At 68.3% G+C, this 23,275-nt stretch carries 24 protein-coding genes; 16 read left to right on the forward strand and 8 right to left on the reverse strand.

What is annotated here, in order from left to right:
• Positions 1-436: 436 nt before the first annotated feature.
• From ACZ6YV_RS23080 to ACZ6YV_RS23120, 9 genes are all read left to right on the forward strand, one after another.
• Positions 437-877 carry a GNAT family N-acetyltransferase gene (locus tag ACZ6YV_RS23080; RefSeq protein ID WP_465511583.1) on the forward strand — a complete coding sequence of 147 codons (441 nt, stop codon included), beginning with the start codon at positions 437-439 and terminating at the stop codon, positions 875-877.
• A gap of 124 nt (positions 878-1,001) precedes the next feature.
• Positions 1,002-1,508, forward strand: a complete 507-nt coding sequence (locus ACZ6YV_RS23085) for a hypothetical protein (RefSeq protein WP_465511584.1) — start codon at positions 1,002-1,004, stop codon at positions 1,506-1,508.
• Positions 1,509-1,632: 124 nt separating this feature from the next.
• Complete coding sequence (locus ACZ6YV_RS23090) at positions 1,633-2,799, forward strand: ROK family transcriptional regulator (RefSeq protein WP_465511585.1); 1,167 nt, start codon at positions 1,633-1,635, stop codon at positions 2,797-2,799.
• Positions 2,800-2,895: 96 nt separating this feature from the next.
• Positions 2,896-3,915 carry an ABC transporter substrate-binding protein gene (locus ACZ6YV_RS23095; RefSeq protein ID WP_465511586.1) on the forward strand — a complete coding sequence of 340 codons (1,020 nt, stop codon included), beginning with the start codon at positions 2,896-2,898 and terminating at the stop codon, positions 3,913-3,915.
• On the forward strand, positions 3,912-4,673 hold the full coding sequence (locus ACZ6YV_RS23100; protein WP_465511587.1) for an ABC transporter ATP-binding protein: 762 nt from the start codon (positions 3,912-3,914) through the stop codon (positions 4,671-4,673). The genes ACZ6YV_RS23095 and ACZ6YV_RS23100 overlap by 4 nt, the downstream gene beginning before the upstream one ends.
• Positions 4,670-5,506: an ABC transporter permease gene (locus ACZ6YV_RS23105; protein WP_465511588.1), complete on the forward strand. Its 837-nt coding sequence runs from the start codon at positions 4,670-4,672 to the stop codon at positions 5,504-5,506. Before ACZ6YV_RS23100 ends, ACZ6YV_RS23105 begins: the two co-directional genes overlap by 4 nt.
• Positions 5,503-6,825: an LLM class flavin-dependent oxidoreductase gene (locus ACZ6YV_RS23110; protein WP_465511589.1), complete on the forward strand. Its 1,323-nt coding sequence runs from the start codon at positions 5,503-5,505 to the stop codon at positions 6,823-6,825. Before ACZ6YV_RS23105 ends, ACZ6YV_RS23110 begins: the two co-directional genes overlap by 4 nt.
• On the forward strand, positions 6,822-7,724 hold the full coding sequence (locus ACZ6YV_RS23115; protein WP_465511590.1) for a TauD/TfdA dioxygenase family protein: 903 nt from the start codon (positions 6,822-6,824) through the stop codon (positions 7,722-7,724). Before ACZ6YV_RS23110 ends, ACZ6YV_RS23115 begins: the two co-directional genes overlap by 4 nt.
• A gap of 26 nt (positions 7,725-7,750) precedes the next feature.
• A complete protein-coding gene (locus ACZ6YV_RS23120; RefSeq protein WP_465511591.1) occupies positions 7,751-8,977 on the forward strand; it encodes an RNA polymerase sigma factor in 1,227 nt (408 codons plus the stop codon).
• Here ACZ6YV_RS23120 and ACZ6YV_RS23125 read toward each other — a convergent pair.
• Together ACZ6YV_RS23125 and ACZ6YV_RS23130 are read right to left on the reverse strand one after the other, a co-directional pair.
• A complete protein-coding gene (locus tag ACZ6YV_RS23125) occupies positions 8,974-9,420 on the reverse strand; it encodes a nuclear transport factor 2 family protein (RefSeq protein ID WP_465511592.1) in 447 nt (148 codons plus the stop codon). The two genes, ACZ6YV_RS23120 and ACZ6YV_RS23125, sit on opposite strands and share 4 nt — an antisense overlap.
• Positions 9,421-9,423: 3 nt before the next feature.
• The gene (locus tag ACZ6YV_RS23130; protein ID WP_465511593.1) at positions 9,424-10,299 is read right to left on the reverse strand and encodes a TIGR03619 family F420-dependent LLM class oxidoreductase; all 876 of its coding nucleotides are present in this window, start codon (positions 10,297-10,299) and stop codon (positions 9,424-9,426) included.
• Between the two features lie 123 nt (positions 10,300-10,422).
• Between ACZ6YV_RS23130 and ACZ6YV_RS23135 the strand changes: the two genes are divergently transcribed.
• Positions 10,423-11,226 carry a hypothetical protein gene (locus ACZ6YV_RS23135; RefSeq protein WP_465511594.1) on the forward strand — a complete coding sequence of 268 codons (804 nt, stop codon included), beginning with the start codon at positions 10,423-10,425 and terminating at the stop codon, positions 11,224-11,226.
• Between the two features lie 90 nt (positions 11,227-11,316).
• Here the strand turns inward: ACZ6YV_RS23135 and ACZ6YV_RS23140 are convergent, their stop codons facing one another.
• Entirely contained in the window at positions 11,317-12,126 is an 810-nt protein-coding gene (locus ACZ6YV_RS23140) for an Fpg/Nei family DNA glycosylase (RefSeq protein WP_465511595.1), read from the reverse strand.
• A gap of 1 nt (position 12,127) precedes the next feature.
• Complete coding sequence (locus ACZ6YV_RS23145; RefSeq protein WP_007034718.1) at positions 12,128-12,601, reverse strand: ribose-5-phosphate isomerase; 474 nt, start codon at positions 12,599-12,601, stop codon at positions 12,128-12,130.
• Positions 12,602-12,646: 45 nt separating this feature from the next.
• Between ACZ6YV_RS23145 and ACZ6YV_RS23150 the strand changes: the two genes are divergently transcribed.
• Entirely contained in the window at positions 12,647-13,390 is a 744-nt protein-coding gene (locus ACZ6YV_RS23150) for a 2-phosphosulfolactate phosphatase (RefSeq protein WP_465511596.1), read from the forward strand.
• Positions 13,387-14,190 carry an MBL fold metallo-hydrolase gene (locus tag ACZ6YV_RS23155; protein ID WP_465511597.1) on the forward strand — a complete coding sequence of 268 codons (804 nt, stop codon included), beginning with the start codon at positions 13,387-13,389 and terminating at the stop codon, positions 14,188-14,190. Before ACZ6YV_RS23150 ends, ACZ6YV_RS23155 begins: the two co-directional genes overlap by 4 nt.
• On the opposite strand, the gene ACZ6YV_RS23160 is transcribed toward ACZ6YV_RS23155, so the two are convergent.
• Positions 14,187-14,807: a mycothiol-dependent nitroreductase Rv2466c family protein gene (locus ACZ6YV_RS23160; RefSeq protein ID WP_005158288.1), complete on the reverse strand. Its 621-nt coding sequence runs from the start codon at positions 14,805-14,807 to the stop codon at positions 14,187-14,189. The genes ACZ6YV_RS23155 and ACZ6YV_RS23160 overlap by 4 nt on opposite strands.
• A 167-nt stretch (positions 14,808-14,974) precedes the next feature.
• Here ACZ6YV_RS23160 and pepN point away from each other — a divergent pair, with 167 nt between their 5' ends.
• The gene (gene pepN, locus ACZ6YV_RS23165) at positions 14,975-17,548 is read left to right on the forward strand and encodes an aminopeptidase N (protein WP_465511598.1); all 2,574 of its coding nucleotides are present in this window, start codon (positions 14,975-14,977) and stop codon (positions 17,546-17,548) included.
• 89 nt (positions 17,549-17,637) lie between these two features.
• On the opposite strand, the gene ACZ6YV_RS23170 is transcribed toward pepN, so the two are convergent.
• The 3 genes from ACZ6YV_RS23170 to ACZ6YV_RS23180 form a co-directional block, all read right to left on the reverse strand.
• Positions 17,638-18,117, reverse strand: a complete 480-nt coding sequence (locus ACZ6YV_RS23170) for a DUF5130 family protein (RefSeq protein WP_465511599.1) — start codon at positions 18,115-18,117, stop codon at positions 17,638-17,640.
• Positions 18,104-18,361, reverse strand: coding sequence for an aa3-type cytochrome oxidase subunit CtaJ (gene ctaJ / locus ACZ6YV_RS23175; RefSeq protein ID WP_465511600.1), 258 nt, complete (start codon positions 18,359-18,361; stop codon positions 18,104-18,106). Before ctaJ ends, ACZ6YV_RS23170 begins: the two co-directional genes overlap by 14 nt.
• Before the next feature lie 788 nt (positions 18,362-19,149).
• A complete protein-coding gene (locus tag ACZ6YV_RS23180; protein ID WP_378236521.1) occupies positions 19,150-19,644 on the reverse strand; it encodes an HNH endonuclease in 495 nt (164 codons plus the stop codon).
• 430 nt (positions 19,645-20,074) lie between these two features.
• Here ACZ6YV_RS23180 and ACZ6YV_RS23185 point away from each other — a divergent pair, with 430 nt between their 5' ends.
• From ACZ6YV_RS23185 to ACZ6YV_RS23195, 3 genes are read left to right on the forward strand one after another with little or no spacing between them, the layout of a single operon-like run.
• Positions 20,075-21,052 carry a mechanosensitive ion channel family protein gene (locus ACZ6YV_RS23185; RefSeq protein WP_465511601.1) on the forward strand — a complete coding sequence of 326 codons (978 nt, stop codon included), beginning with the start codon at positions 20,075-20,077 and terminating at the stop codon, positions 21,050-21,052.
• A 20-nt stretch (positions 21,053-21,072) separates the two neighbouring features.
• Positions 21,073-21,468 carry a globin gene (locus ACZ6YV_RS23190; RefSeq protein WP_038517366.1) on the forward strand — a complete coding sequence of 132 codons (396 nt, stop codon included), beginning with the start codon at positions 21,073-21,075 and terminating at the stop codon, positions 21,466-21,468.
• Positions 21,468-23,021: a glycoside hydrolase family 13 protein gene (locus ACZ6YV_RS23195; RefSeq protein ID WP_465511602.1), complete on the forward strand. Its 1,554-nt coding sequence runs from the start codon at positions 21,468-21,470 to the stop codon at positions 23,019-23,021. The genes ACZ6YV_RS23190 and ACZ6YV_RS23195 overlap by 1 nt, the downstream gene beginning before the upstream one ends.
• The last annotated feature ends 254 nt before the right edge of the window (positions 23,022-23,275 follow it).

Raw genomic sequence — 23,275 nt, forward strand, 5'->3', positions numbered from 1 at the left:
GTGAGACCGACATTGGGCGAGCGTCGGGGCCGGAGGTTGCGGGACTCGGCCCGTCGCAGTTTCCGTCTCAGTACGCACCATTTCAAGGCGCGTCACAGGTCGCAGAAATCGCGCTGACCTGCACTTAGGCAACTTGGGCTAGCCTGAGAAACTGCCTCCCCGGGTCTTTGGGAGCGGAGGGTCGCAGGTTCAAATCCTGTCATCCCGACTCAAGGTCTCTGACCTGCGAGTTCATTGGTATTTCGGCCTGTCCGGGCCGGTTCGAGGGCTAGCGTGGCGCTCAGCGACCCTCCGCTTCGAGCAGGGTGTGTGGAAATAGGGACACTCAACGTCTCTATTTCCACACACCTCTCACTCCGAGTCACGGCTCACGAGCACTAGGCGCCCGCCTCCCCAGACCGACCGACCCTCGGTGATCCTTCGCTTTAATGGGCCCATGGAGATCCGCCAGGCACTCACCACCGATGCCCCCGCCGTGACCCCGTTGCTCGCCCAGCTGGGCTACCCGGACAACCAAGAGGAAGACGTCCGCCGCCGGCTCGAACGCTGGGAGCGTCACCCCGAAGGTGCCGCGTTCGTCGCCGTGTCGGGCGAAGGCGTGGTCGGTGTCATCGCGGTGGCCGCGATCCCGCTTCTCGAGCGGGAGGGCTCCGTGGGCCGGATCGTGGCCTTGGTGGTGGACGAGAGCCGGCGCGGTACCGGGGTCGGACGCGAATTGGTCGCCGTCGCCGAAGCGGAGGCGCTGCGGTGGGGTTGCGGCTCCATGGAGGTCAGCAGTTCCCGCCGCCGGACCGGTGCGCACGCCTTCTACCGGGCGCGGGGGTACGAAGACCGCTGTGAGCGCAGCGCCAAGTTCTACCGCACGCTGACGGCCTGACGTCTCTTGTCACATCACCACAAACCACCACTCCGGCGCCGGTGAGGTTTCTCCTTCAGTCACGAAGACGCGGGCGACACCACGGAAACACCATTGAGTCTCCGCTTCACGAAGGAGACCCCGAATGAAACTCTTCCACTCTCGGACGCTGAGACGGCTCGTCGTCGTCCTCGCCGCCTTCATGGCGAGCTTCACCCTCTTCGCCACCGCCTCCAGCGCCGGGGAACTCGGCTCGCCGCGTGCCGCGTTCCATGTCGTGGGCCAGATGGTCGTGAACTCGCCGGGCGCGCCGGTGCGGTGCGAGGTCGGCTTCGGCAACGACGTCACGGTGTCCGGCGGCACGCTGAACGTCACGTGGGCCGTGGCCTGCCGGTGGACCGACGACGGCCAGTTGTCCACCGAGGTCAGGGACATCAACATCCAGATCGCCATCCGCAAGAACAATCGCGTCGTCGGCTCGGTGCTGCCCTGTCCGCCCGCTTTCAGCCCGTCCACGACGTGCAGTCACCGCGTGCCTTTCGACGGCACCGCGGGCCGGTACGACAGCGTGATCTTCACGACGGTCACCTGGAACGACGGCTACCCGCCGATCGGCGGCCTGTTCGGCTCCAACGGCACCATCATCACCTGATCCCGCACCGGCGCTGACCGAAGCCCTCCCAGGACCGAGTTCCATTCCTGGGAGGGCTTCGCGCACAGCTCCCGGATGCTGAGAGCCCTAGGCCCACCAGCACCGGCTTGCGAACATCGGCACCGTGACCGGCAGGCGGAGCGCCAGTGCCAGCGCGGTGCTCCGCGTGGTGCTGGACGAAGGGGCGATAGCGCGCAGCACCATCGCGCGCCGCACCGGGCTGTCCGCGGCGGCCGTCACGGGGCACGTGTCGGAGCTGATGCGCCGGGGCTTCCTCACCGAGCTGCCCGAGGTCGCCGGCGCGGTCGGCAGGCCGCATGTGCCGCTGGACCTCGACACGGAGCGGTTCGTGGTGTGCGGGGCGCATATCGCGGTCGACCATCTCACCGTCGGACTGCTGGATCTGCGCGGGAAAGTGCTGGCGCAAGTGGAGGCACCGCACCACGGCGCCGAACCCGCCGTGCAGGTCGCACAGATCGCGGAGTTGCTCGACGACCTCCTCATCGGACATGCACCGGAGCGGACGCCGCTCGGGTTGGGGGTGGCGACCGGCGGGTGGGTCGACGAGGCCTCGGGGACGGTGGTGGAGCACGGGTTGCTCGGCTGGAACGGCGTCCCGTTGCGCGATCTGCTCACCGAGGTCACCGGTCTCGACGTCCGGGTCGACGGGCATTCGCGGGCGCTCATCCACGCCGAACGCCTTTGGGGGCAACCGAGAGCGCGCAGCAGCGTCGTGCAGTTGTTCACCGGCAACGTGGTCGACGCCGCCTTCGCCACCGGCGACACCGTCCATCATGGTCCACGCTCGGCCGCGGGCGCCGTCGCGCATCTGCGGGTCGACGACAGCGAAGAATCCTGCCGCTGTGGGCGTTCCGGTTGTCTTGAGGCCACGGTGTCCGAGCGCACGGTCGCCCGGAAAGCCGTCGAAGCACAAATCATCGAAGAGCCGAATTTCGCCGACGTGCTCCATTTGGCAGCGTCGGGAAACAAAGGCGCCGTCGCCCTTTTTCACGAACGCGCGCGGATAATCGGACAGGCCGCCGCCTTGCTCTTCGACGTCCTCAACCCGGAAATCCTCATCGTGCTCGACCAGAGTGTACGTGACGTCGAAGGCTGCCTTTCCACGATCCGGGACGAGGTCTCCCAGCGGTCTTGGATATGCCAGGACGCGGTCAAAAGTGTTGTGGCGTCGAGCTTTCTGGGAACCGAGCTGGCCACGGCCGGCGGCGCGGTCGTGCTGAACGCCCTCTACGAAGATCCGCTTTTCACGAGACTCGCCACCGCTTCTTGAGCCGGAGTTACTTCACTAAATCGCAAAATTGACGCTCTCCGCCGGGCCTGCGAAGAATCTTCTTCAACGACGCGAACCCGAACGAAAGAGCCCACCGTGAAGAAACCAGTGCCCTTGATCGCCGCGCTCCTCGCCGGACTGGCGCTGTCGGGCTGCGGCGCCTCCGCCACCCCGGCGGGCGCCGCCGGGCAGCCGGAGAAACTCGAACTCCGTTACCAAGGCTCGGCGAACAACGTCACCTTCCCCGAACTGGCCGAAGATCTCGGGTACTTCGGCCCGGTCAAGCTGAAGTGGGTCGGCAACACGATCAGCGGACCGCAGGACATCCAGTCCGCCGCGACCGATCAGACCGATTTCGGCGGCGCCTTCACCGGCGCGGTCGCCAAACTCGTCGACGCCGGCGCCCCGATCAAGGCCGTCGTCAACTACTACGGCTCCGACGCGAAGACCTTTTTGGGCTTCTACGTCAAGGAAGACAGCCCGATCCGCAACCCCCGGGACCTCATCGGCAAGAAGGTCGGCGTCAACACCGTCGGCGCGAACCTGGAAGCCGCCCTCGACACCTGGCTCAAGCGCAGCGGCCTCTCCGACGCCGAGATCGACCAGGTGCAGCTGGTCGTCCTGCCGCCGATCAACACCGAACAGGCCCTGCGCAACGGCCAGATCGACGTCGCCGCGCTCAACGGCGTCCTGCAGGATCGCGCCACCTCCGTCGGCGGGGTGCGGCCGATCGTGAAGGACGTCGAGGCGTTCGGCCCCTACAACGGCGGGCCGTACGTGCTGCGGACCGACTTCATCAAGAAGTACCCGGAGACCACGAAGACCTTCGTCACCGGGGTCGCCAAGGCGATCGAATGGGCGCGCACCACGCCGCGCGACGAGGTCATCGCCCGGTTCACCAAGATCATCCAGCACCGCGGCCGCAACGAGAACACCGAAACGCTCAAGTACTGGAAGAGCGTCGGCGTCACCAAGGGCGGGCTGATCTCCGACAACGACTACACGCTCTGGACGGACTGGCTCAAGCAGTCCGGGTTCATCAAGAACGACCAGGTCGACCTGAAGAAGATCTACACCAACGAATTCAACCCCTTCCGTGAAGGCGGTGGCGCGTGACCGCCAAGATCAGCCTCCGCTCGGTCACCAAGACCTTCGGCGCCCTGACCGCGCTGGACGACGTCTCCCTCGACATCGAGGAAGGCACGTTCCTCTCCCTCGTCGGGCCCAGCGGTTCCGGCAAGTCGACGCTGCTCGACCTGCTCGGCGGCCTCGCGAAGCCCACGTCCGGCGAGGTCCTGATCGACGGGAAGCCCGTCACCGGACCGGGTCTGGACCGCGGGGTCGTGTTCCAGCAGTACGCGCTGTTCCCCTGGCGCACAGCACGCGCCAACGTCGAATTCGGTCTCGAAGGCGGCACGCTGAACAAGCGGCAGCGTGCCGAGCGGGCGCGGGAATTCCTCGACCTGGTCGGGCTTTCCGGTTTCGAAGACCATCTCCCCCACCAGCTTTCCGGTGGTATGAAACAACGCGTCGCGATCGCGAGGAGCCTCGCCTACGACCCCGGCGTCCTGCTGATGGACGAGCCGTACGCCGCGCTGGACTCCCAGACCCGCGAACTCCTTCAGGAGGAACTGCGGCGGATCTGGCAGCGCACGGGCAAGACCATCGTCTTCATCACCCACAGCATCGAAGAAGCCGTCTATCTGGGACAGAAGGTCGCGGTGCTCACCTCGCGGCCGGGCAGGCTCAAGGACGTCGTCGACATCGACCTCGGCGACCGCTCGAACGACGACCTGCGCTCGGCGCCCGCGTTCGTGGCACACCGGCACCGGCTGTGGGAACTCCTGCACGACGAGATCCGGAGGGCCGCATGACCGCGACGCTCGAAGCACCGACTGTCCATACAGGACCGAAGCCAATCGAGAAAGCACACAAGAAAGGCAGGCTGAGCAAGGCGTTCCGCAGTTCTGCGGCGATCCTGCTGTTCCTCGCCCTCTGGGAACTCGCTCCGCAGTTCTTGCTCGACGAGGGCACGAGGACCTTCCTTCCGCCGCTGTCGGAAGACCTCGTCGCGCTCTGGGAACTCGTCCTCAACGGCCAGCTGGCCGACCATCTGCTGGCGAGTCTCGGCCGATCCGCCGCCGGATTCGTGATCGCGGTGGGTGTCTCGGTCCCGCTCGGGCTGCTGATCGCCTGGTACCGCCCGCTCGCGGAGTTCCTGAACCCGCTGCTGGAACTGGCCCGCAACACCGCCGCGCTGGCCCTGCTGCCGGTGTTCACGCTCCTGCTCGGCATCGGCGAGGTGTCCAAGATCGCGCTGATCGTCTACGCCTGCGTCTGGCCGGTGCTGCTCAACACGATCGCCGGGGTGAACACCGTGGATCCCTTGCTGGTCAAGGCCGCGCGTTCGCTCGGGCTGTCGAGTCCGAGCCTGTTCCGCAAGGTGATCCTGCCGTCGGCGGTGCCGACCATCTTCACCGGCATCCGGATGGCGGCGGCGTACTCGATCCTCATCCTGATCGCCGCCGAGATGGTCGGCGCCAAGGCCGGGCTCGGCTATCTGATCAACAACTCCCAGGTCAACTTCCAGATCCAGCAGATGTACGCCGCGATCATCACGGTGTCGGTGCTCGGGCTGGCCATCAACGCGGGCTTCGTCGCACTGGAGCGGCGGTTCTCCACCTGGCGTGTCAAGGAGAAGGCGTGAAACACTTACACCTCAACGCGTTCGTGATGCCGAACGGCCATCACGAGGCGGCCTGGCGGCATCCGAGCACGGATCCGCGGCGCGCCGCGACACTGCAGCACTATGTCGACGTCGCCCGCACGGCGGAACGCGGCAAGCTGGATTCGCTGTTCCTCGCCGACGGGGTCGCCTTGTGGGGCAACGTCCGCTACAACTCGCACACCCTGTTCGAGCCACTGACGCTGCTTTCGGCGCTGGCCGGGGCCACCGAGCGCATCGGCCTCATCGCCACCGCCTCGACGACCTACAACGAGCCGTACCACCTGGCCAGGAAGTTCGCGTCGCTCGATCACCTCAGCGGCGGCCGCGCGGGCTGGAACATCGTGACGTCGGCGGGTGAGGACGAGGCCCGCAACTTCAACCGCGACGCCCGGCCGGCGCACGCGCTGCGCTACGAACGCGCCACCGAGTTCGTCGAGGTGGTCAGGAAGCTCTGGGACAGCTGGGAAGACGACGCGGCCGTGATCGACAAGGCGAGCGGGGTCTACGCCGACACCGACCGCATCCACCCGATCGACCACAACGGCCCGCATTTCCAGGTGCGCGGCCCGCTGAACATCCCGCGGCCGGTGCAAGGACATCCCTTGCTGGTGCAGGCCGGTTCCTCGGAGACGGGCAAGGAGTACGCGGCCCGGTTCGCCGAGGCGGTGTTCACCGCGCAGCAGACTTTCGCGGAGGGCAAGGCTTTCTACGACGACGTCAAAGGCAGGCTCGCGAAACACGGGCGCTCGCCGGAGGCGATCAAGATCCTGCCGGGGATCAGCCCGATCCTGGGCCGCACCGAGGCCGAGGCGAAGGACCGCGAGGCCGAACTCAACGCTCTAATCACGCCCGCGTACGGCGTGCGGCAGCTGTCGAACATGCTCGACCACGACCTCACGCCGTACCCACTGGACGGTCCGCTGCCCGACGTCGGCACGTTCACCGAAGGCGCGCAGAGCCGGTTCGAGCTGGTCACCGGCCTGGCGAGGCGCGAGAACCTCACCATCCGCCAGCTGATCGAACGGCTCGCGGGCGGGCGCGGGCACCGCGTCTTCGCCGGTACCGCCACGCAAGTGGCCGATCAGCTGGAGCACTGGTTCACCGAAGGCGCCGCAGACGGCTTCAACGTCATGCCGCCCACGCTTCCCGGCGGTCTCGAGGACTTCGTCGACCTCGTAGTGCCCGAACTCCAGCGGCGCGGTCTGTTCCGCACCGAATACACCGCCACGACGTTGCGCGGCCACTACGGCCTCGCCCGCCCAGTCAACCGAATCCCAGTGAAGGAGCACGCCGCATGACCGCCCTCAACACCCAGGTCGAGGTCCGCAAGATCACCGGCAGGATCGGCGCCCAGGTCGTCGGCGTCGACCCGGCCAAGGACCTCGACACCACGACCGTCGCGTTCCTGACCGACGCCCTGCACGAGCACAAGGCGCTCGTCTTCCGCGACGTCGACCTCGACGACGCGAGCCAGCAGCGGTTCGCCGAGCACTTCGGCGAGCTGACCAAGGCGCACCCGACCGTCCCTTCAGTCGACGGCGAGCCCGCGATCCTGCCTGTCGACAGTGAGCAGGGCCGCGCGAACCAGTGGCATACCGACGTCACCTTCGTGCACAACCCGCCGAAGGCCAGCACGCTGCGCAGCCTGGTCGTGCCCCCTTACGGTGGCGAGACATTGATCGCCAACTCGGCCGCCGCCTACCGTGACCTGCCGGAACCGCTCCGGGCGTTCGCGGACACGCTGCGCGCCGAGCACACCAACGACTACGACTACGCGAAGGCGCCGGAGACCCTCGACGAGGCGGAGCAGGAACGCCGCAAGGTGTTCGTCTCGCAGAAGTTCCGCACGGTCCACCCGGTGGTGCGGGTGCATCCGGTGACCGGGGAGCGCGGGCTGTACATCGGCGGGTTCGCGCAGCGGATCATCGGGCTGTCCAAGGGCGAGTCGCGGGACATCCTGCGGCTGCTGCAGTCCTACGTGACACGGCCCGAGAACGTCGTCCGGGTGAGCTGGGAGCCGAACCAGCTGGTGCTGTTCGACAACCGCATCACCCAGCACTACGCCGTCGACAACTACGACGACCTGCCTCGCCGCCTGAACCGGGTGACCGTGGCGGGTGACGTCCCGGTCGGCATCGACGGGGTGCCGAGCGAATCCCTCGAAGGCGACGCTTCGCACTACTCCCCCGTCGCCTGACCCACGAAATGCGGAAGACTGGCGTCGTGAAGGACGATCGTCAGGTGGAAGCGCTTCTCAGGGAGCTAGCCCCGCAGGTCATCGGGCTGCTGGTGCGCAAGCACGGGCAGTTCGACGCCTGCGAGGACGCCGTCCAGGAGGCCCTGCTTTCGGCTGCGCAGCAATGGCCGGAGCAGGGCATCCCGGACAGCCCGAAGTCCTGGCTCGCGACGGTCGCGTCGCGGCGGCTGGTGGACGAGTGGCGCAGCGAGAGCGCGCGACGGCGGCGCGAGGAGAACGACGCGCTGATGGACCTGGCCGGTCCGGGCGAAGCGTCCACTGTGTCCGATTCGGACGACACGCTCACCTTGCTCTTCTTGTGCAGTCACCCTTCCTTGTCCGCGCCGTCGCAGCTCGCGCTCACGCTGCGCGCTGTCGGAGGCTTGACCACTGGCGAGATCGCGACCGCGTTCCTGGTCCCGGAATCGACGCTCGCCCAGCGGATCAGCCGGGCGAAACAGACCATCAAGAAGGCGGGCGCGGAGTTCGTCCTGCCGCCGGCCGCGGAACTCGCCGAACGGCTCCGCGTCGTCCTCCAGGTGCTGTACCTGATCTTCAACGAGGGCTACACGACCAGCGGCGGCCCGGATCTGCACCGCGCCGACCTGACCGCCGAGGCGATCCGGCTGACCCGGCTGCTCCGGCGGCTCATGCCGGACGAGGACGAGGTCACCGGCCTGCTCGCGCTCATGCTGCTGACCGACGCCCGCCGCGCCGCCCGCGCCGTCGGGGACGGCTCGCTCGTCCCCCTCGCCGAACAGGACCGCTCGCTCTGGAACGCGGACACGATCGCCGAAGGGGTCTCGCTGGTGAGCGAGGCTTTGGCGGCGGGCCCTGTCGGGTCGTATCAGGTGCAGGCCGCGATAGCCGCCGTCCACGGCGAGGCGGCAACCGCGGCCGACACCGACTGGGCGCAGATCCTCGCGCTCTACGACGTTCTCGAAAGGGTCTCGCCCGGTCCTGTCGTGAGGCTCAACCGCGCCGTCGCGGTCGCCGAGGTCAACGGACCCGAAGCGGGCCTCGAACTGCTCGCCTCGCTCGACGACGACACTCGGATGAGCCAGACCCACCGGCTCGATTCCGTGCGCGGGCATCTGCTGGAGCTGGCCGGGGACGCCGTCGCCGCGCGCGAGGCGTACCTGCGGGCGGCTCAGAAGACCGCGAGCGAACCCGAAAAGCAGTACCTGACCCGGCGCGCGGAACGACTCTCCTAGTCTTCGGCTTTCCTGGCCGTGGCCATGGCGCGCTCGGTTTCCCAGAACGCCCGCATGGACACGATCAGGCCGTCCTCACGCACCCGGTAGACGAACACGCCGTCGGTGTCGACGCGATAGCCGCCGGGCAGGTACGTCGTGATCGTGCCGACGTTCGCGACCTCGTCACCGGCCGCGTGGGAGTCGCGGACGGTGAACTGGAAGCGTTCGACGTTCGCGATCGTCTTGTCCCAGAAGGCACTGATCCCGTCGTGCCCGTGGTGTCCCTTGCCCTCTTCGTCGAACATCGACCGGCCGATGGGGTCCTCGACGACGGCGTCACCGGCGAAGAGTTCGAGCCAGGCGGCTTTGTCCCCGGCGGTGACCGCGGTCATCGAGCGGAACGCGGCCTGCCGCGCGGGCGGCTGCGTGGCGGCCGGATCCCAGCAGACGTCGACACCCATGGCTCAGTCTCCGATCTTCGCGATGATCTCGTCGCCGAACTTCTTGATGGAATCCAGCTTCGGGCCGACCTCGGCGTCGAATCCGAGGCCGTCGAACACCCACGGCATGGTGATGATGTCGGTGACGCCGATGTCGCCCTGCTCGCGATAGCCGTCGAGACCGAACTTGTCGATGCAGACGGCCTGATACTCGAACGGGTCTTCGGCGCGGCCCCGTTCGGCCAGCAGTCCGCGCAGCTTGGCGATCGTGTCGCGAAGGTCATCGAACTTCATCATCGCCGAAGACCAGCCGTCGGCGACGCGCGCGGCCCGGCGCAGCGCGACGTCGGTGTGGCCGCCGATGTAGAACGGCACCTTCGACGGCGGCGTCGGGCTCATCCGGAGCTTGTCGAAGTCGAAGAACTCGCCGTGGAACTCGACCATCCCGCCGTCGAGGATCAGCCGCAGCACCTCGATGGCCTCGTCCACACGCTTGCCGCGCTTCTCGTACGGCACGCCGCACCAGCGGAACTCCTCGGGCGACCAGCCGACGCCCAGGCCGAGGCCGAAGCGGCCGCCGGTCAGCGCCGCGACCGAGTTGACCTGGCGCGCGAGCAGGACCGGGTTGCGGGAGCCCAGTTTGAGCACCGAGGTGTAGAACGTGAGCCGTTCGGTGACGGCGCCCATCGAGGCGGCCGCGACCAGCGGATCGGCCCAGGGCGTCTCCTCGGTCCAGAACCGGCTGCCGTCGGGCGTGTACGGGTAGTCGGCCGAGACCGTCTCGGAATAGAACAGGGAATCCGGGAGCGCGATCGAGGAGAAACCCGCCTCTTCGGCGGCGCGGGCGAGCTCGCCCAGCTGATCGAGCGGATTCATCGCGATCGACAGGGTGAACTTCATGGCGGGAACTATAACGTGTTCTAGTTTCACTCGCCAGTGGTGACCGGGACCACCGGCGGGAACCCCCGGCGAGCCGTCCGCGTTGTCCGGAGCAAAGGCCGAACGAATTCCTGGAGTGAACCCATGGGTACCGCGATCTTCCTGATCGTGCTCCTCGTCGTCGTGGTCGGCGGCGGCATCTACTTCGCGAAATCCCAGGCGGCGGCCAAGAAGCGCCAGCTGGACGACGCGAAGGCGGACGCACGACGCCTCGTCGAACGACTGGGCGGTCAGGTCATGAACCTCACCGGCACGGACACCGCCTCCCAGCAGGCGATGGCGGACGCGTCCGAACGTTTCACCGCGGCCGGCTCCCAGATGGAGCAGGCGCAGACCATCGAGCAGGCGCGCCTGGTGCGCGAGACAGCCATCGAAGGGCTCTACTACGTTCGCGCCGCGCGGCTCGCGATGGGCATGGACCCCGGTCCGGAACTGCCCGGCAGCGAAGAGCGCGACCGCGCCGGCAAGGTCACCGAGCACCGCTCTGTCGACGTCGAGGGCGAGCACTACGAGGCCTCGCCGGACCCGAGCCAGCGGACGCCGCACTACTACCCCGGCGGTCGCGTGGCGGGCCGTCCGGTGCCGCAGGGCTGGTACAGCGAGCCGTGGTGGAAGCCCGCGCTCGTCGCCGGTGCCTGGGGCCTCGGTTCGATGCTGCTGTTCGGCGCGATGTTCTCCGGGATGGCGGGGGTCGCGAGCGCGTCGGCCTGGGAGTCCGGTTACGACGCGGGCCAGGAAGACGCCGGAGCGGCCGACGGCGGCGGTGATGCCGGAGGCGACATGGGCGGGGACGCCGGTGGGTTCGACGGTGGCGGCTTCGATGGCGGCGGTTTCGACGGTGGCGGCTTCGACGGCGGGGGTTTCGACGGCGGCGGTTTCGACTTCTAGCCCACGCCCCGCAAGAGCCCCAAGTACGTGAAGGCCCCCTTCATTGCGCCTAGCGCAATGAAGGGGGCCTTCACGTACTTGGGGAAGCCGTCAGGCGGGTTGGCAGGTCGGGCACCAGAAGAGGTTCCGCGCCGCCAGGTCGCTCCGCAGCACCGGAGTCCCGCACACGAGACAGGGCAGCCCCTCGCGGCGGTAGACGTAGACCTCGCCCCCGTGCCGGTCCTGCCGCGGCGCGCGGCCGGTCGCCTCCGGCAGGTGTTCCGGCGCGACCGTGTCGATCCGTCCCACCCGGACACCGTGCCGCATGAGCGTCACGAGATCCGCCCACATGTCGTCCCACAGCCCGCGATCGAGCGCGCGGCCCGGGATGAGCGGGGCGACACCGTGCCGGAACAGCACCTCGGCGCGGTACACGTTGCCGACACCCGCCAGCACCGACTGGTCCATCAACAGCGCCGCGATCGACGTCTTCGACCGGGAGATCCGGTCCCACGCCTTGTCCGGCTTCGCGTCCCGGCGCAGGGGATCCGGGCCCAGCCGGGCCTTGATCGCGTCGACCTGCGGCACGTCCAGGAGTGCACACTGGTTCGGGCCGCGCAGCTCGGCGGAATGCGTCGGGCCGACCAGCCGCATCCGCACCTGCCCGACCGGTTCGCCCACCGGCAGCGGCACGTCGGAGAACGTGCCGTAGAGGCCGAGGTGAATGTGCACCGTCCCGTGTGGACCGTAGTCGTGGAACAGGTGCTTCCCGTACGCCTCGGCCTTCACCAGCACCCGGCCGTCCAAACGGGACGCTTCTCCCGCGAACCGCCCCTGCGGGCTGCTCACCTCGACAGGGTGACCGGCGAAACGGCGTTTGTGCAGGCGCGCCAAGCGATGGAGCGTATGCCCCTCGGGCATGTCAGTGCTCGGGCAGCGGCGGCGGCCAGCCGGTGTTCTCGTAGTCCAGGATCTGCTGGACGCGACGGCCGTGGCGCTCGTCCGGGCTCGGCGGGGTCGCGAGGAACGCCTCGACGATCTCCGTGGCCTCTTCGGTGGTGTGCATCCGCGCGCCGACGCCGATCAGCTGGGCGTGGTTGTGCTCGCGGGTGAGCTTCGCGGTCTCGACGCTCCACGCGAGGCCGGCGCGAGCGCCCTTCACCTTGTTGGCCGCGATCTGCTCGCCGTTTCCGGAGCCGCCGACGACGATGCCGAGGCTGCCCTCGTCCGCGACGACGCGGCGGGCCGCCTCGATGCAGAACGCCGGGTAGTCGTCGGCCGCGTCGTAGACGAAGGGGCCGACGTCCTCGACGTCGTGGCCCTGCTCCTTGAGGTGGGCCACGAGGTGGTTCTTCAGTTCGAAACCGGCATGGTCGGAGCCAAGGTAAACACGCACAGCGCGGAGTCTGCCATCACGTTCCGGCGCGGGCATGCTGTGGGGGTGGACATCCGGTGCCAGCCCGAATCGGACATCAGACTCGAATGGGGACCCGAAGGCGTCGAAGCCTTGGGCCGGAACTGTGCCGTTCTCGTCGTCGTCGACGTACTTTCCTTCTGCACCACAACGGATCTCGTCCTCGGGAACGGCGGGCGGGTGCTGCCGGTCCGCTGGCGCGATCACCGCGGCGAACAAGCCGCGAAAAAGCGAGGCGCCATCCTCGCGGGTGAAAGCGACTGGACCTTGCGACCTTCGTCTGTGACGGAAATCCCTTCCGGCACACTCCTCGCGCTCCCCTCCCCCAACGGTGCCACGCTCTGCGACGCCGCCGCCACGACCGGTGCCGAAATCCTGGCGGGCTGTCTGCGCAACGCGGCCGCCGTCGCCGCCCGCGCGGCCGAACTGGCGGACGGCGCGCCGATCGGTGTCATCCCGGCCGGGGAACGCTGGGGCATCGACATGCACACCGAAAACAAGGCTTTCGGGCCGTTGAGGCCGTGCGTCGAGGATCAGCTCGGCGCGGGCGCGATCATCGCCGCGCTGAACGGCTACGGCCGTCTCTCCGCCGAAGCCCTGCTCGCGGCCGTCGCGGCGAAATCGATGGACATCGCCGAAGCGCTGACAGAGTGTTCTTCGGGGCGCGAGCTCGCCGCGGCCGGGCACGGGAACGACGTGACCCTCGCCGCACGGCTCGATACGAGCAGCACGGTTCCTGTGCTGCGCAACGGAATTCTGGAGGATCTGTGACTTGGCTCGAACTCGCGGACGGGGTGTACGCCCGCCGGTACGAGGAGCTGGACCTGACTGTCGGCCTGGTCGTGGGCAGTGACCGCTGTCTGGTCGTCGACGTCCGCGGTGACGTCGAGCAGGGCGCCGAGCTCGCCGCGGCGGTCCGGGAGATCACGCCGCTGCCGTGGTCGGTCGTCTACACCCACGCGCATTTCGACCACGCCTTCGGCACGACGGCGTTCCTGCCGTGTGACGTCTGGGCGCACGAAGGCTGCGTGGCCGAGCTGACCACGTACGGCGAAGGCGCGCGGCGTAAATGGATACAGCACTACCTCGACGAAAACCGCCCGAAGATGGCGGAGGCGCTGGAGCGCACCGAGATCACGCTGCCGGACAAGCTGGTCACCGACACCGCCGAGATCGACCTCGGCGGCCGCACGGTCGTGCTGCGGTTTCTCGGCCACGCCCACACCGACCACGACCTGTTCGTGCACGTGCCCGACGCGGGCATCATCTTCGCGGGCGACGCCGTCGAGAACGCCGAAGCGGGCTTCAGCGCGTACTCCTTCAACGACGGCAGCTCGCTGGCCGAATGGCCCGGCGTCATGGACGCGATTCTCGCGCTGGAGCCGAAGACGATCGTGGCCGGGCACGGCGACCCCGTCGACACCGCGTTCATCGAGAAACACCGCGACGGGCTGCGCGAACTCGTCGCGCTCAAGGCCCTCATCGCGGCAGGAGACCTCACGACGGACGAAGCCGTCGCGAGGTCCTCCTACCCCGGCGATGTCACCAAAGCGGCACTGCAGACCCCTTAGTCGAAGTTCAGGTCCCCGCTCCGGGTGCGCTTCAGCTCGAAGAAGTCCGGGTAGCTCGCCAGCGCGCGGGCGCCGTCGAAGACCTTGACGGCGTCCTCGCCGCGCGGGATCGAGCTGAGCACCGGGCCGAAGAAGGCGACGCCGTCGATGTGGATGGTCGGGGTGCCGACGTCCATTCCGACCGGATTCATACCTTCGTAGTGACTCTTCTTGAGCGCCTCGTCGTACTCGGTCGACTCGGCGGCCTCGGCCAGTTCGGCCGGAGCCCCGATGGCTTCCAAGGTCTCCTTGATGACCTTCGGGATGTCCTTGTCGCCCTGGTTGTGGTGGCGCGTGCCGAACTCCGTGTAGAAGTCGCGCAAGGCCTCCTCGCCGTTCTTCTGCGCCAGCGCGGTCGCGACGCGGACGGGGCCCCAGCCCCGGCCCAACAGCTCCTTGTACTGCTCAGGCAGGTCCTCGCGGCCGGAGTTGAGCTCGGACAGGCTCATGATCCGGAACCTCAGGTCGAGGTCGCGGTGCTTCTCCACTTCGAGGATCCAGCGCGAGCTGATCCAGGCGAAGGGGCAGATCGGATCGAAGTAGAAGTCGACCTTGGTCGTCTCGGACGGGGCGGTCATCAGGTTCTCCCAGTGCCATCGTCTTGGGTGTGCCGGTACACGCAGGGTGCTACACAGCGAGCCAACATCACGGCCGTCGGCGTTGTTCCCGTCGTCAGCACCGGGCCGGACATGATTGGATGCCTGTAGTTGGAAACCAAAACCGATACCGATGACCAGAGGTGCCAGTGCCCGCCCCCAACCTGACCCGAGACCAAGCCAAGCTGCGCGCGGACCTGCTCGACGTCGAGTCCTACGACATCGAGCTGGATCTGACCGACGGCCGCGGCGGTCCCGGTGAGAAGACCTTCACCTCGAAGACGACGATCAAGTTCGCGAGCGCCAGAAGCGGCGAAGCGTCGTGGGTCGACATCGTCGCCGAGGGGATCGAGTCGGCCGTCCTCAACGGGACGGGCCTCGACGTCAGCGGGTACGTCGAGGACAAGGGCGTCGAACTGCCCGGGCTCGCCGAGTCGAACGAGCTCGTCGTGGACGCGGTCTGCCGGTACATGAACACCGGCGAAGGCCTGCACCGGTTCGTCGACCCGGTCGACGACGGCGTCTACCTCTACACGCAGTTCGAGACCGCCGACGCCAAGCGCATGTTCGCCTGCTTCGACCAGCCCGACCTCAAGTCGGTCTACCGGCTCACCGTGCTCGCGCCGAAGGACTGGAAGGTCATTTCGAACGCGCTGATCGAGTCGGCCGAGGAGACCCCGGAAGGGGCCGTCCGCACCGTCTTCAAGGTGTCCGAGCGGATCTCGACCTACCTGGTCGCGCTGATCGCGGGCCCGTACAGCGAGTGGCGCGACGAGTTCTCCGACGACCACCGCACGATCCCGCTGGGCATCTACTGTCGCGCCTCGCTCGCCGAGCACATGGACGCGGACAAGCTGTTCACCGAGACCAAGCAGGGTTTCGCCTTCTACCACGAGAAGTTCGCCACCCCGTACCCGTTCTCCAAGTACGACCAGCTGTTCGTGCCGGAGTTCAACGCGGGCGCGATGGAGAACGCCGGCGCGGTCACCTTCCTGGAGGACTACGTCTTCCGGAGCCGCGTCACCCGCTACGCCTACGAGCGCCGCGCCGAGACGCTGCTGCACGAGATGGCGCACATGTGGTTCGGCGACCTGGTCACCATGCGCTGGTGGGACGACCTGTGGCTGAACGAGTCGTTCGCGACCTTCGCGAGCGTGCTCGCCCAGGCCGAGGCGACCGAGTACAAGAACGCGTGGACCAGCTTCGCGAACATCGAGAAGTCGTGGGCGTACCGGCAGGACCAGCTGCCCTCGACGCACCCGATCGCCGCGGACATCGTCGACCTGCACGCGGTCGAGGTGAACTTCGACGGCATCACCTACGCCAAGGGCGCGAGCGTCCTGAAGCAGCTCGTCGCCTATGTCGGGCTTGAGTACTTCCTCGAGGGCCTGAAGGTCTACTTCGGCAAGCACGCCTGGGGCAACGCGACCCTGGCGGACCTGCTGGGCGCGCTGGAAGAGGCCTCGGGCCGCGACCTGTCGTGGTGGAGCGCGCAGTGGCTGGAGACCACCGGTCTCAACTCGCTGAGCCCGCGCTACGAAATCGGCGCCGACGGCGCGTACACCTCGTTCGCCGTCACCCAGACCGGCGCCAAGCCGGGTGCCGGTGAGCTGCGGACGCACCGCGTCGCTGTCGGCGTCTACGACGAGGACGAGAACGGCAAGATCGTCCGCAAGCACCGCGTCGAACTCGACGTCGACGGCGACCGCACCGAGGTGCCGGGCCTGGTCGGGCTCCCGGCGGGCAAGCTCGTGCTGGTCAACGACGACGACCTGACCTACTGCACGATGCGGCTCGACCCGGCGTCGCTGACCACGCTGATCGACCGCATCGCCGACATCACCGAACCGCTGCCCCGCACGCTGTGCTGGTCGGCGGCGTGGGAGATGACGCGCGAGGCCGAGCTCAAGGCCCGCGACTTCGTCACGCTGGTCCAGCGCGGCGTGCACACCGAGACCGAGGTCGGCGTGGTGCAGCGGCTGCTGCTGCAGGCGCAGACGGCGCTGAACTCGTACGCGAAGCCCGCGTGGGCGGCGGACAAGGGCTGGCCGGAGTTCTCCGCGCGGCTGCTGGAGCTGGCGCAGGGCGCCGAGGCCGGTTCGGACCACCAGCTCGCGTTCGTGAACTCGCTCGCCGGGTGCGTGCTCGACGACAAGACGCTGCGGATCATCGCGGGCTGGCTCGACGGCACGGCACCCCTGGAGGGCCTGACCGTCGACACCGACCTGCGCTGGCGGCTGCTGCACGCGCTGGTCGCGCACGGCAAGGCGGAGAACCCCGAGATCGACGCGGAACTCGCCAAGGACGACACCGCCGCCGGGCGGCGTCAGGCGGAGCGCTCGCGGGCGCTGCGGCCGACCGACGAGGCGAAGGCCGACGCGTGGCAGCGGGCGGTGTACGACGACGAGCTGCCCAACGCGGTCAGCGACTCGCTCATCACCGGCTTCTCCCACCCGGGCCAGAAGCACCTGCTCGGCGGCTACGTGACGCGCTACTTCGAGGTCATCGACGAGGTGTGGCAGCGGCGCTCCAGCGAGCGGGCGCAGCCGACCGTGGTCGGGCTGTACCCGTCGTGGGCCGTCGAACCGGCGACGGTCACGGCGTCGGACGAGTGGCTGACCGGTGAGCACCCGGCGGCGCTGCGCCGTCTGGTGTCGGAAGGCCGGGCCGGGATCGTGCGGGCGCTGGCCGCCCGGGAGTTCGACTCGCAGGCCGGGCTCTAAAGAAAGCTGAAGGGGCCCTTCACCGCATGTGATGCGGTGAAGGGCCCCTTTGCTGCGTCTTATGCGGGGAAAGTCCCCTTCAGCTCCCGTTAGCTGGGGCTGCCGGCCTGGTCGCTCAGCATGCGGAGAGCGTTCACGATGCCGCCGACCAGGTCGCCTTCCTTGAAGGAGGCCACCATGCTGGCCACGGCGAGCTTCGCGCCGCGGTCGGGCAGGCGGTGCCGGGCCTGCGAGCCCGTCACGATCTCGATAGCGCGCTGCCCGGGCGACACGGCGACGAGCACGGAGTCCGCGGGGTTGTCGGTCGAGGCCAGCAGGCCCTCGGCGGCGACGCGGGTGTCCTCGCCGAGGTCGCCGAGGTACACGCTGAAGTCCAGGCCGGTCTCACGGCTGGCCAGGGTCAGCGCCTCGTCCAGCCGTGCGAGCTGCTGGGTCGTGAATGGGCTGATCGGCCCAGCGGGTTCGTACATCTTGGCGGCGGAAATCCGGCCGCTGGAGGTAACGGCGGCGCCGTAACCGGGCTCTTCGTCAACAGCGGTGGACGAATGGGTCAGTTCACCAGTTGCCACGAGCGCCTCCCGTCACCGAAGCTCCGTTCGCCGCGCTGACGGCTGTCGCGCCGCCCGCGTGCGAATGCCTGGCGCCGACTCCGTCGGGGTTGGCGCTCCACCACATGGCCGGGTACTCCCACGGCTGCCCCGGTCGGTACCGGGCGACGCCCGCGCCCTTCGACCGCAGCGTGGCCACTCCGCAAAGCGCGTAGATGGCCAAGGGGATCACCGCGAAGACCAGGATCGTCTCGACAAGGTTCACGCGCGTGAGCGTATCCGATGGCACTCGGCCCCACCCGCTCGCACGGCCGTTCCACCGACACGGACCTGCGCCGCGACACCGACCGCTCACCGTCCGGGGGCCGCCGTCCGCCGCTTGCCGCGAAAGCGCTCCCACGTTGGGGCGAAGCCCTGAAGGCCGAAAGGTTGCAACTCAACGTACGGGCGGCCGCACCCGGCGCTGTCATCTTGTCGGAGCCTTGAAATCCTCGTAGCTTTTTCACCTGTACGGGCCTTGCGCCCAGCTCCCCCACCCCAGCAGGTAACGCACCGGTCGCAGGAGGATATGTCATGCAGAGCACCCAGACACCCGGCCAGGCGATCATCGACGACGTTTCGTCACTCTTCGAAATTAGTTTCGTCCCCGGCACGCGTGTGACGGCGGGCACACGGGTTACTCGCGGTACTCGTGTCACTCGCGGTACCCGCGTCACTGCCGGGACCCGAGTCACTCGCGGCACCCGGGTGACCCGTGGCACCCGCGTCACCGCCGGAACCCGCGTCACCCGTGGCACCCGCGTCACTCGCGGCACCCGCGTGACCGCCGGCACTCGCGTCACCTGCGGCACTCGGGTCACTCGCGGCACGCGCGTCACCCGTGGCACTCGCGTCACCTGCCAGAGCGACTTCTCCCTCGCCGCCTGAGCTTCGAGCACGACCTGCCAGCAGGGGATTCACCGCGGTAGAGCTTCACCACGGCATCATCGGCCCGCCCCGGCCGCCGAAAGGCAGCCGGGGCGCCGACGTGTTCACAGCCCGGTCAGGACCCGGTCAGGCCGCGGTCCCCAGGTACGGCCGCCACAACGGATCGGCCTCCTTGGAATGGGCGAGCAGCCGCCAGTGCGGCCCGTGCGGGGCCCTCGGCACGACGCGCAGGCGCCAGCCGATCTCGGAAAGCAGCTTGTCCGCCTTCCGGTGGTTGCACTTGGCGCAGCAGGCCACGCAGTTCGTCCAGCTGTGGGGACCGTTACGACTGCGCGGGACGACGTGGTCGATCGTCTCGGCCCGCCCTCCGCAGTAGGCACAGCGATACCTGTCGCGATGCATCAGCCCGGCCCGGGTCAGCGGCACCTGCGCGCGGTAGGGCACGCGCACGTAGGTGCTCAGCCGGATCACCGAAGGCACGGGCAGCGAGACCGTGGCGGCGTGCAATTCGAGCCCTGCCGGGTCTCCGTGCACCACCTCGGCCTTGCCGCACATCACAAGGACCACCGCGCGCCGCAACGGCAGCGCCGTGAGTGGCTCGAACGTGGCGTTCAACAGCAATACCCGTCTGCGGCCCCATGACGACGCTGTAGTCGTGGTGGGTACCGCCGTAGTCGACGGATCCCGCCCTCTACGCTGTCCGGGCGGGCGGGCAACACCCCCTGGCCGCGTTCCCGGCCCGCCCGGTGGAGCCCCGTGCGAGGGGGCACCTCCCGGATGGGCGCGCAACACGACCTCCGGCGCCTGTCCGGCCAAGGCTTGGCTCGGGACGCCGAGGGGGATGGGTTGTCGGTCTGGCACTCGACCACCTCCACCGGTGCAGGCATAGTCGACCACAGATCAGCCTCAAAGTGCACGTGTGTTACTGGACGTGTCATAAGCGCGCGACCCGGCGGCCACCTGGAGTCGGCTGTTTCGCATCCGCCGGGGCGCCTGCCGCGCCGAGCAGCGGATGCGATCCCCGCCGAGTACGAAAGGACATTTCTTCTCCGTGAACCTGCTGCCCACCGAACCCCCGGCATGCACGAAGGACGCCAGCACCCTGTGCGGCCAGGTGTTCCAGGTCACAAACAACGAATGGCTCTCCGCGTCGGCCGGTTGGCTGGTGACGAAGCCGATCAAGATCCTGATGATCGTCGCCGTGGCGTTCCTGCTGCGGTACGTGGTGCGGCGCCTGATCAACCGCGTGACCAGGATGCCCGGCGGCTCCTCGAAACTGCCCGCCCTCTTGAGACCGCTGCGGGAGAAGGCTCCCGAAGTGCTCGGGTCGGCGGTGATGGAACGACGCCGTCAGCGCGCCGCCACGATCGGCTCCGTACTCAAGTCGATGGCGACACTGTTCATCTACGGCTTGGCGTTCATCCTCGTGCTGGGCGAACTGGGCATCGACCTGGCGCCGATCATCGCTTCGGCGGGCATCGTCGGGGTCGCGCTCGGTTTCGGCGCGCAGAACCTCGTCAAGGACTTCCTGTCCGGCATCTTCATGATGATCGAGGACCAGTACGGCGTCGGTGACGTCGTCGACGTCGGTGAGGCGTCCGGCACCGTCGAGGCCGTCGGCCTCCGGATCACCACCCTTCGTGACATCAACGGCACCGTCTGGTACGTCCGCAACGGTGAGGTGCTGCGGGTCGGCAACTCGAGCCAGGGCTTCGCGGTCGCCGTCGTCGACGTCCCGCTCAGCTACTCCGCCGACGTCGAGAAGGCCACCGAACTGATGGCCGAGAAGTCGAAGACCCTCCTCGAGAGCGAAGGGCTGGCACCGAACGTGCTGGAGCCGCCCGAGATGCTCGGCGTGGAGACCGTCACCCCCGAGGGCATCAAACTCCGCCTGACGGTGAAGGTCCGCCCCGGCAAGCAGTGGGCCGTGCAGCGCGCGCTGCGGGCACATCTGCTCGCCGTGCTGGACGAAGCCGGCTTCGAACCACCACTCGGGCGCTTTATGTCGTCCGGCTCCGCCGGGCAGTAGGACAAGGGCAGAATGGAGCTGTGTCCGTGACCGAACCTGACCCCACCACCTTGTACGAAGCGATCGGCGGTGAGCCGGTCTTCACCCGGATCGTCGCGCGGTTCTACGCCGAAGTGGCGGTCGACGAGGTGCTTCGCCCGCTGTACCCCGAAGAGGACCTCGGCCCGGCCGAGGAGCGCTTCCGGCTGTTCCTCATGCAGTACTGGGGCGGCCCGCACACCTACTCGGACCAGCGCGGCCACCCGCGCCTGCGGATGCGGCACGCGCCGTTCAAGATCGGCCCGATCGAACGCGACGCCTGGTTGCGCTGCATCAAGATCGCCGTCGACGAGGAGAACATCGAGGAGCCCTACCGCGGGCAGCTGTGGGCGTATTTGGAGATGGCCGCCAACAGCATGATGAACAGTTTCGTGTGATGGAGCGCGACGGGGCGTGGTGGGACCAGGCGGTCTTCTACCAGGTCTACGTGCGCTCGTTCGCCGATTCCGACGGGGACGGCGTCGGTGACCTCGAAGGCATCCGCGGCAAGCTCGGGTATCTGGAGCTGCTCGGGGTCGACGCGCTGTGGCTGACGCCGTTCTACCGCTCGCCGATGGCCGACCACGGGTACGACATCGCCGACCCGCGCGACGTCGACCCGATGTTCGGCACCCTCGGCGACTTCGACGTGCTGCTGACCGAGGCGCACAAGCGCGGTATCAAGGTCACCATCGACGTCGTCCCCAACCACACCAGCAACACCCACCCCTGGTTCAAATCGGCGATGGCGGCGCCCCCGCGGAGCCGGGAGCGGGATCGCTACCTCTTCCGTGACGGGCTGGGCCCGCGCGGCGACCTGCCGCCGAACAACTGGGTCAGCGCGTTCGGCGGCCCGGCGTGGACCAGGGTCCCGGACGGACAGTGGTATCTGCACCTGTTCTCGCCGCAGCAGCCGGATCTGAACTGGACCAACCCCGAGGTCGCCGCGGATCTGGAGCGGACCCTGCGGTTCTGGCTGAACCACGGGGTGGACGGCTTCCGCGTCGACGTCGCGCACGGCATGGCGAAACCGCCGGGCCTGCCGGACATGGACCCGCGCGTGAACGCGATGGGGCCGAGCGAGTTCTACGACCCGCGGTTCGACAACGACCGCGTCCACGAGATCCACCAGATGATCCGCAAGGTGCTCGACGAGTACCCCGGCACGATGGCCGTCGGCGAGATCTGGGTGACCGACGAAGAGCGCCTCGCGCGCTACCTGCGGCCGGACGAACTGCACCTGGCGTTCAACTTCCGGCTCGTGCTCACGCATTTCGACGCGGACGCGCTGCGGACGGCCATCGAGCGGTCCTTGGCGGTGCCGAAGTCGGCAGGGGCGGCCGCGACCTGGACGCTGGGCAACCACGACGTCTGGCGGCAGGTCAGCCGGTACGGCGGCGGCGAACGCGGCGTCCGGCGCGCGCGGGCGATGGCGCTGGTCGAACTCGCGCTGCCCGGCACGGTTTATCTGTACAACGGCGAAGAACTGGGCCTCGGTAACGTCGACCTCCCACCCGACGCGCTCGCGGACCCGCGCGCCAAGACCTCCGGCGCCGAGTTCGGCCGGGACGCTTCGCGGGTACCGCTGCCGTGGGAGGGCGATCTGCCGCCGTTCGGCTTCTCGCGGAATCCGCGGACGTGGCTGCCGATGCCCGCCTCGTGGGCGCCGGTGACCGTGGAAGCCCAGCTGGAGGATCCGGCCTCGACGCTGTCGCTGTACCGGCGGGCGATCGAGATCCGTAAGTCGCACAAGGCTTTCGGCGGGGACGAGCTCGAGTGGTACGGCGCGCCGGCGGGCTGTTTCGCTTTCCGGCGGCGGGGCGGCGGGCTGGTCTGCGCGCTGAACACGTCGGCGAGCCCGATCGCGCTGCCGCCGGGTGCGGTGCTGCTGTCGAGCGTTCCGCTGGTGAACGGGAAACTGCCGCCGGACGCGGCCGCCTGGCTCGTCTGAGCCCTGTTGCCCGCGCGCTCGGGTCGTGAGTGGCGATTCGGGTTCTAATGAGGGGTAAGGCAAACCTGGCGTGTTTGTGGACGGTGTCGGTGACTCTGCGCGACACCGGTCCGGTCACGACAGGCGGGCAGGGGGGTGTGTGGAAATAGGGACGTCGAGCGTCCCTATTTCCACACACCCCTCACCCTGAGTGACAACACGCGCCCACGTCGACCCCACCCCATTTGCATAACCCACAAAAAACCCAAAAACCA

The organism is Amycolatopsis sp. NPDC102522 (genome assembly GCF_055584485.1).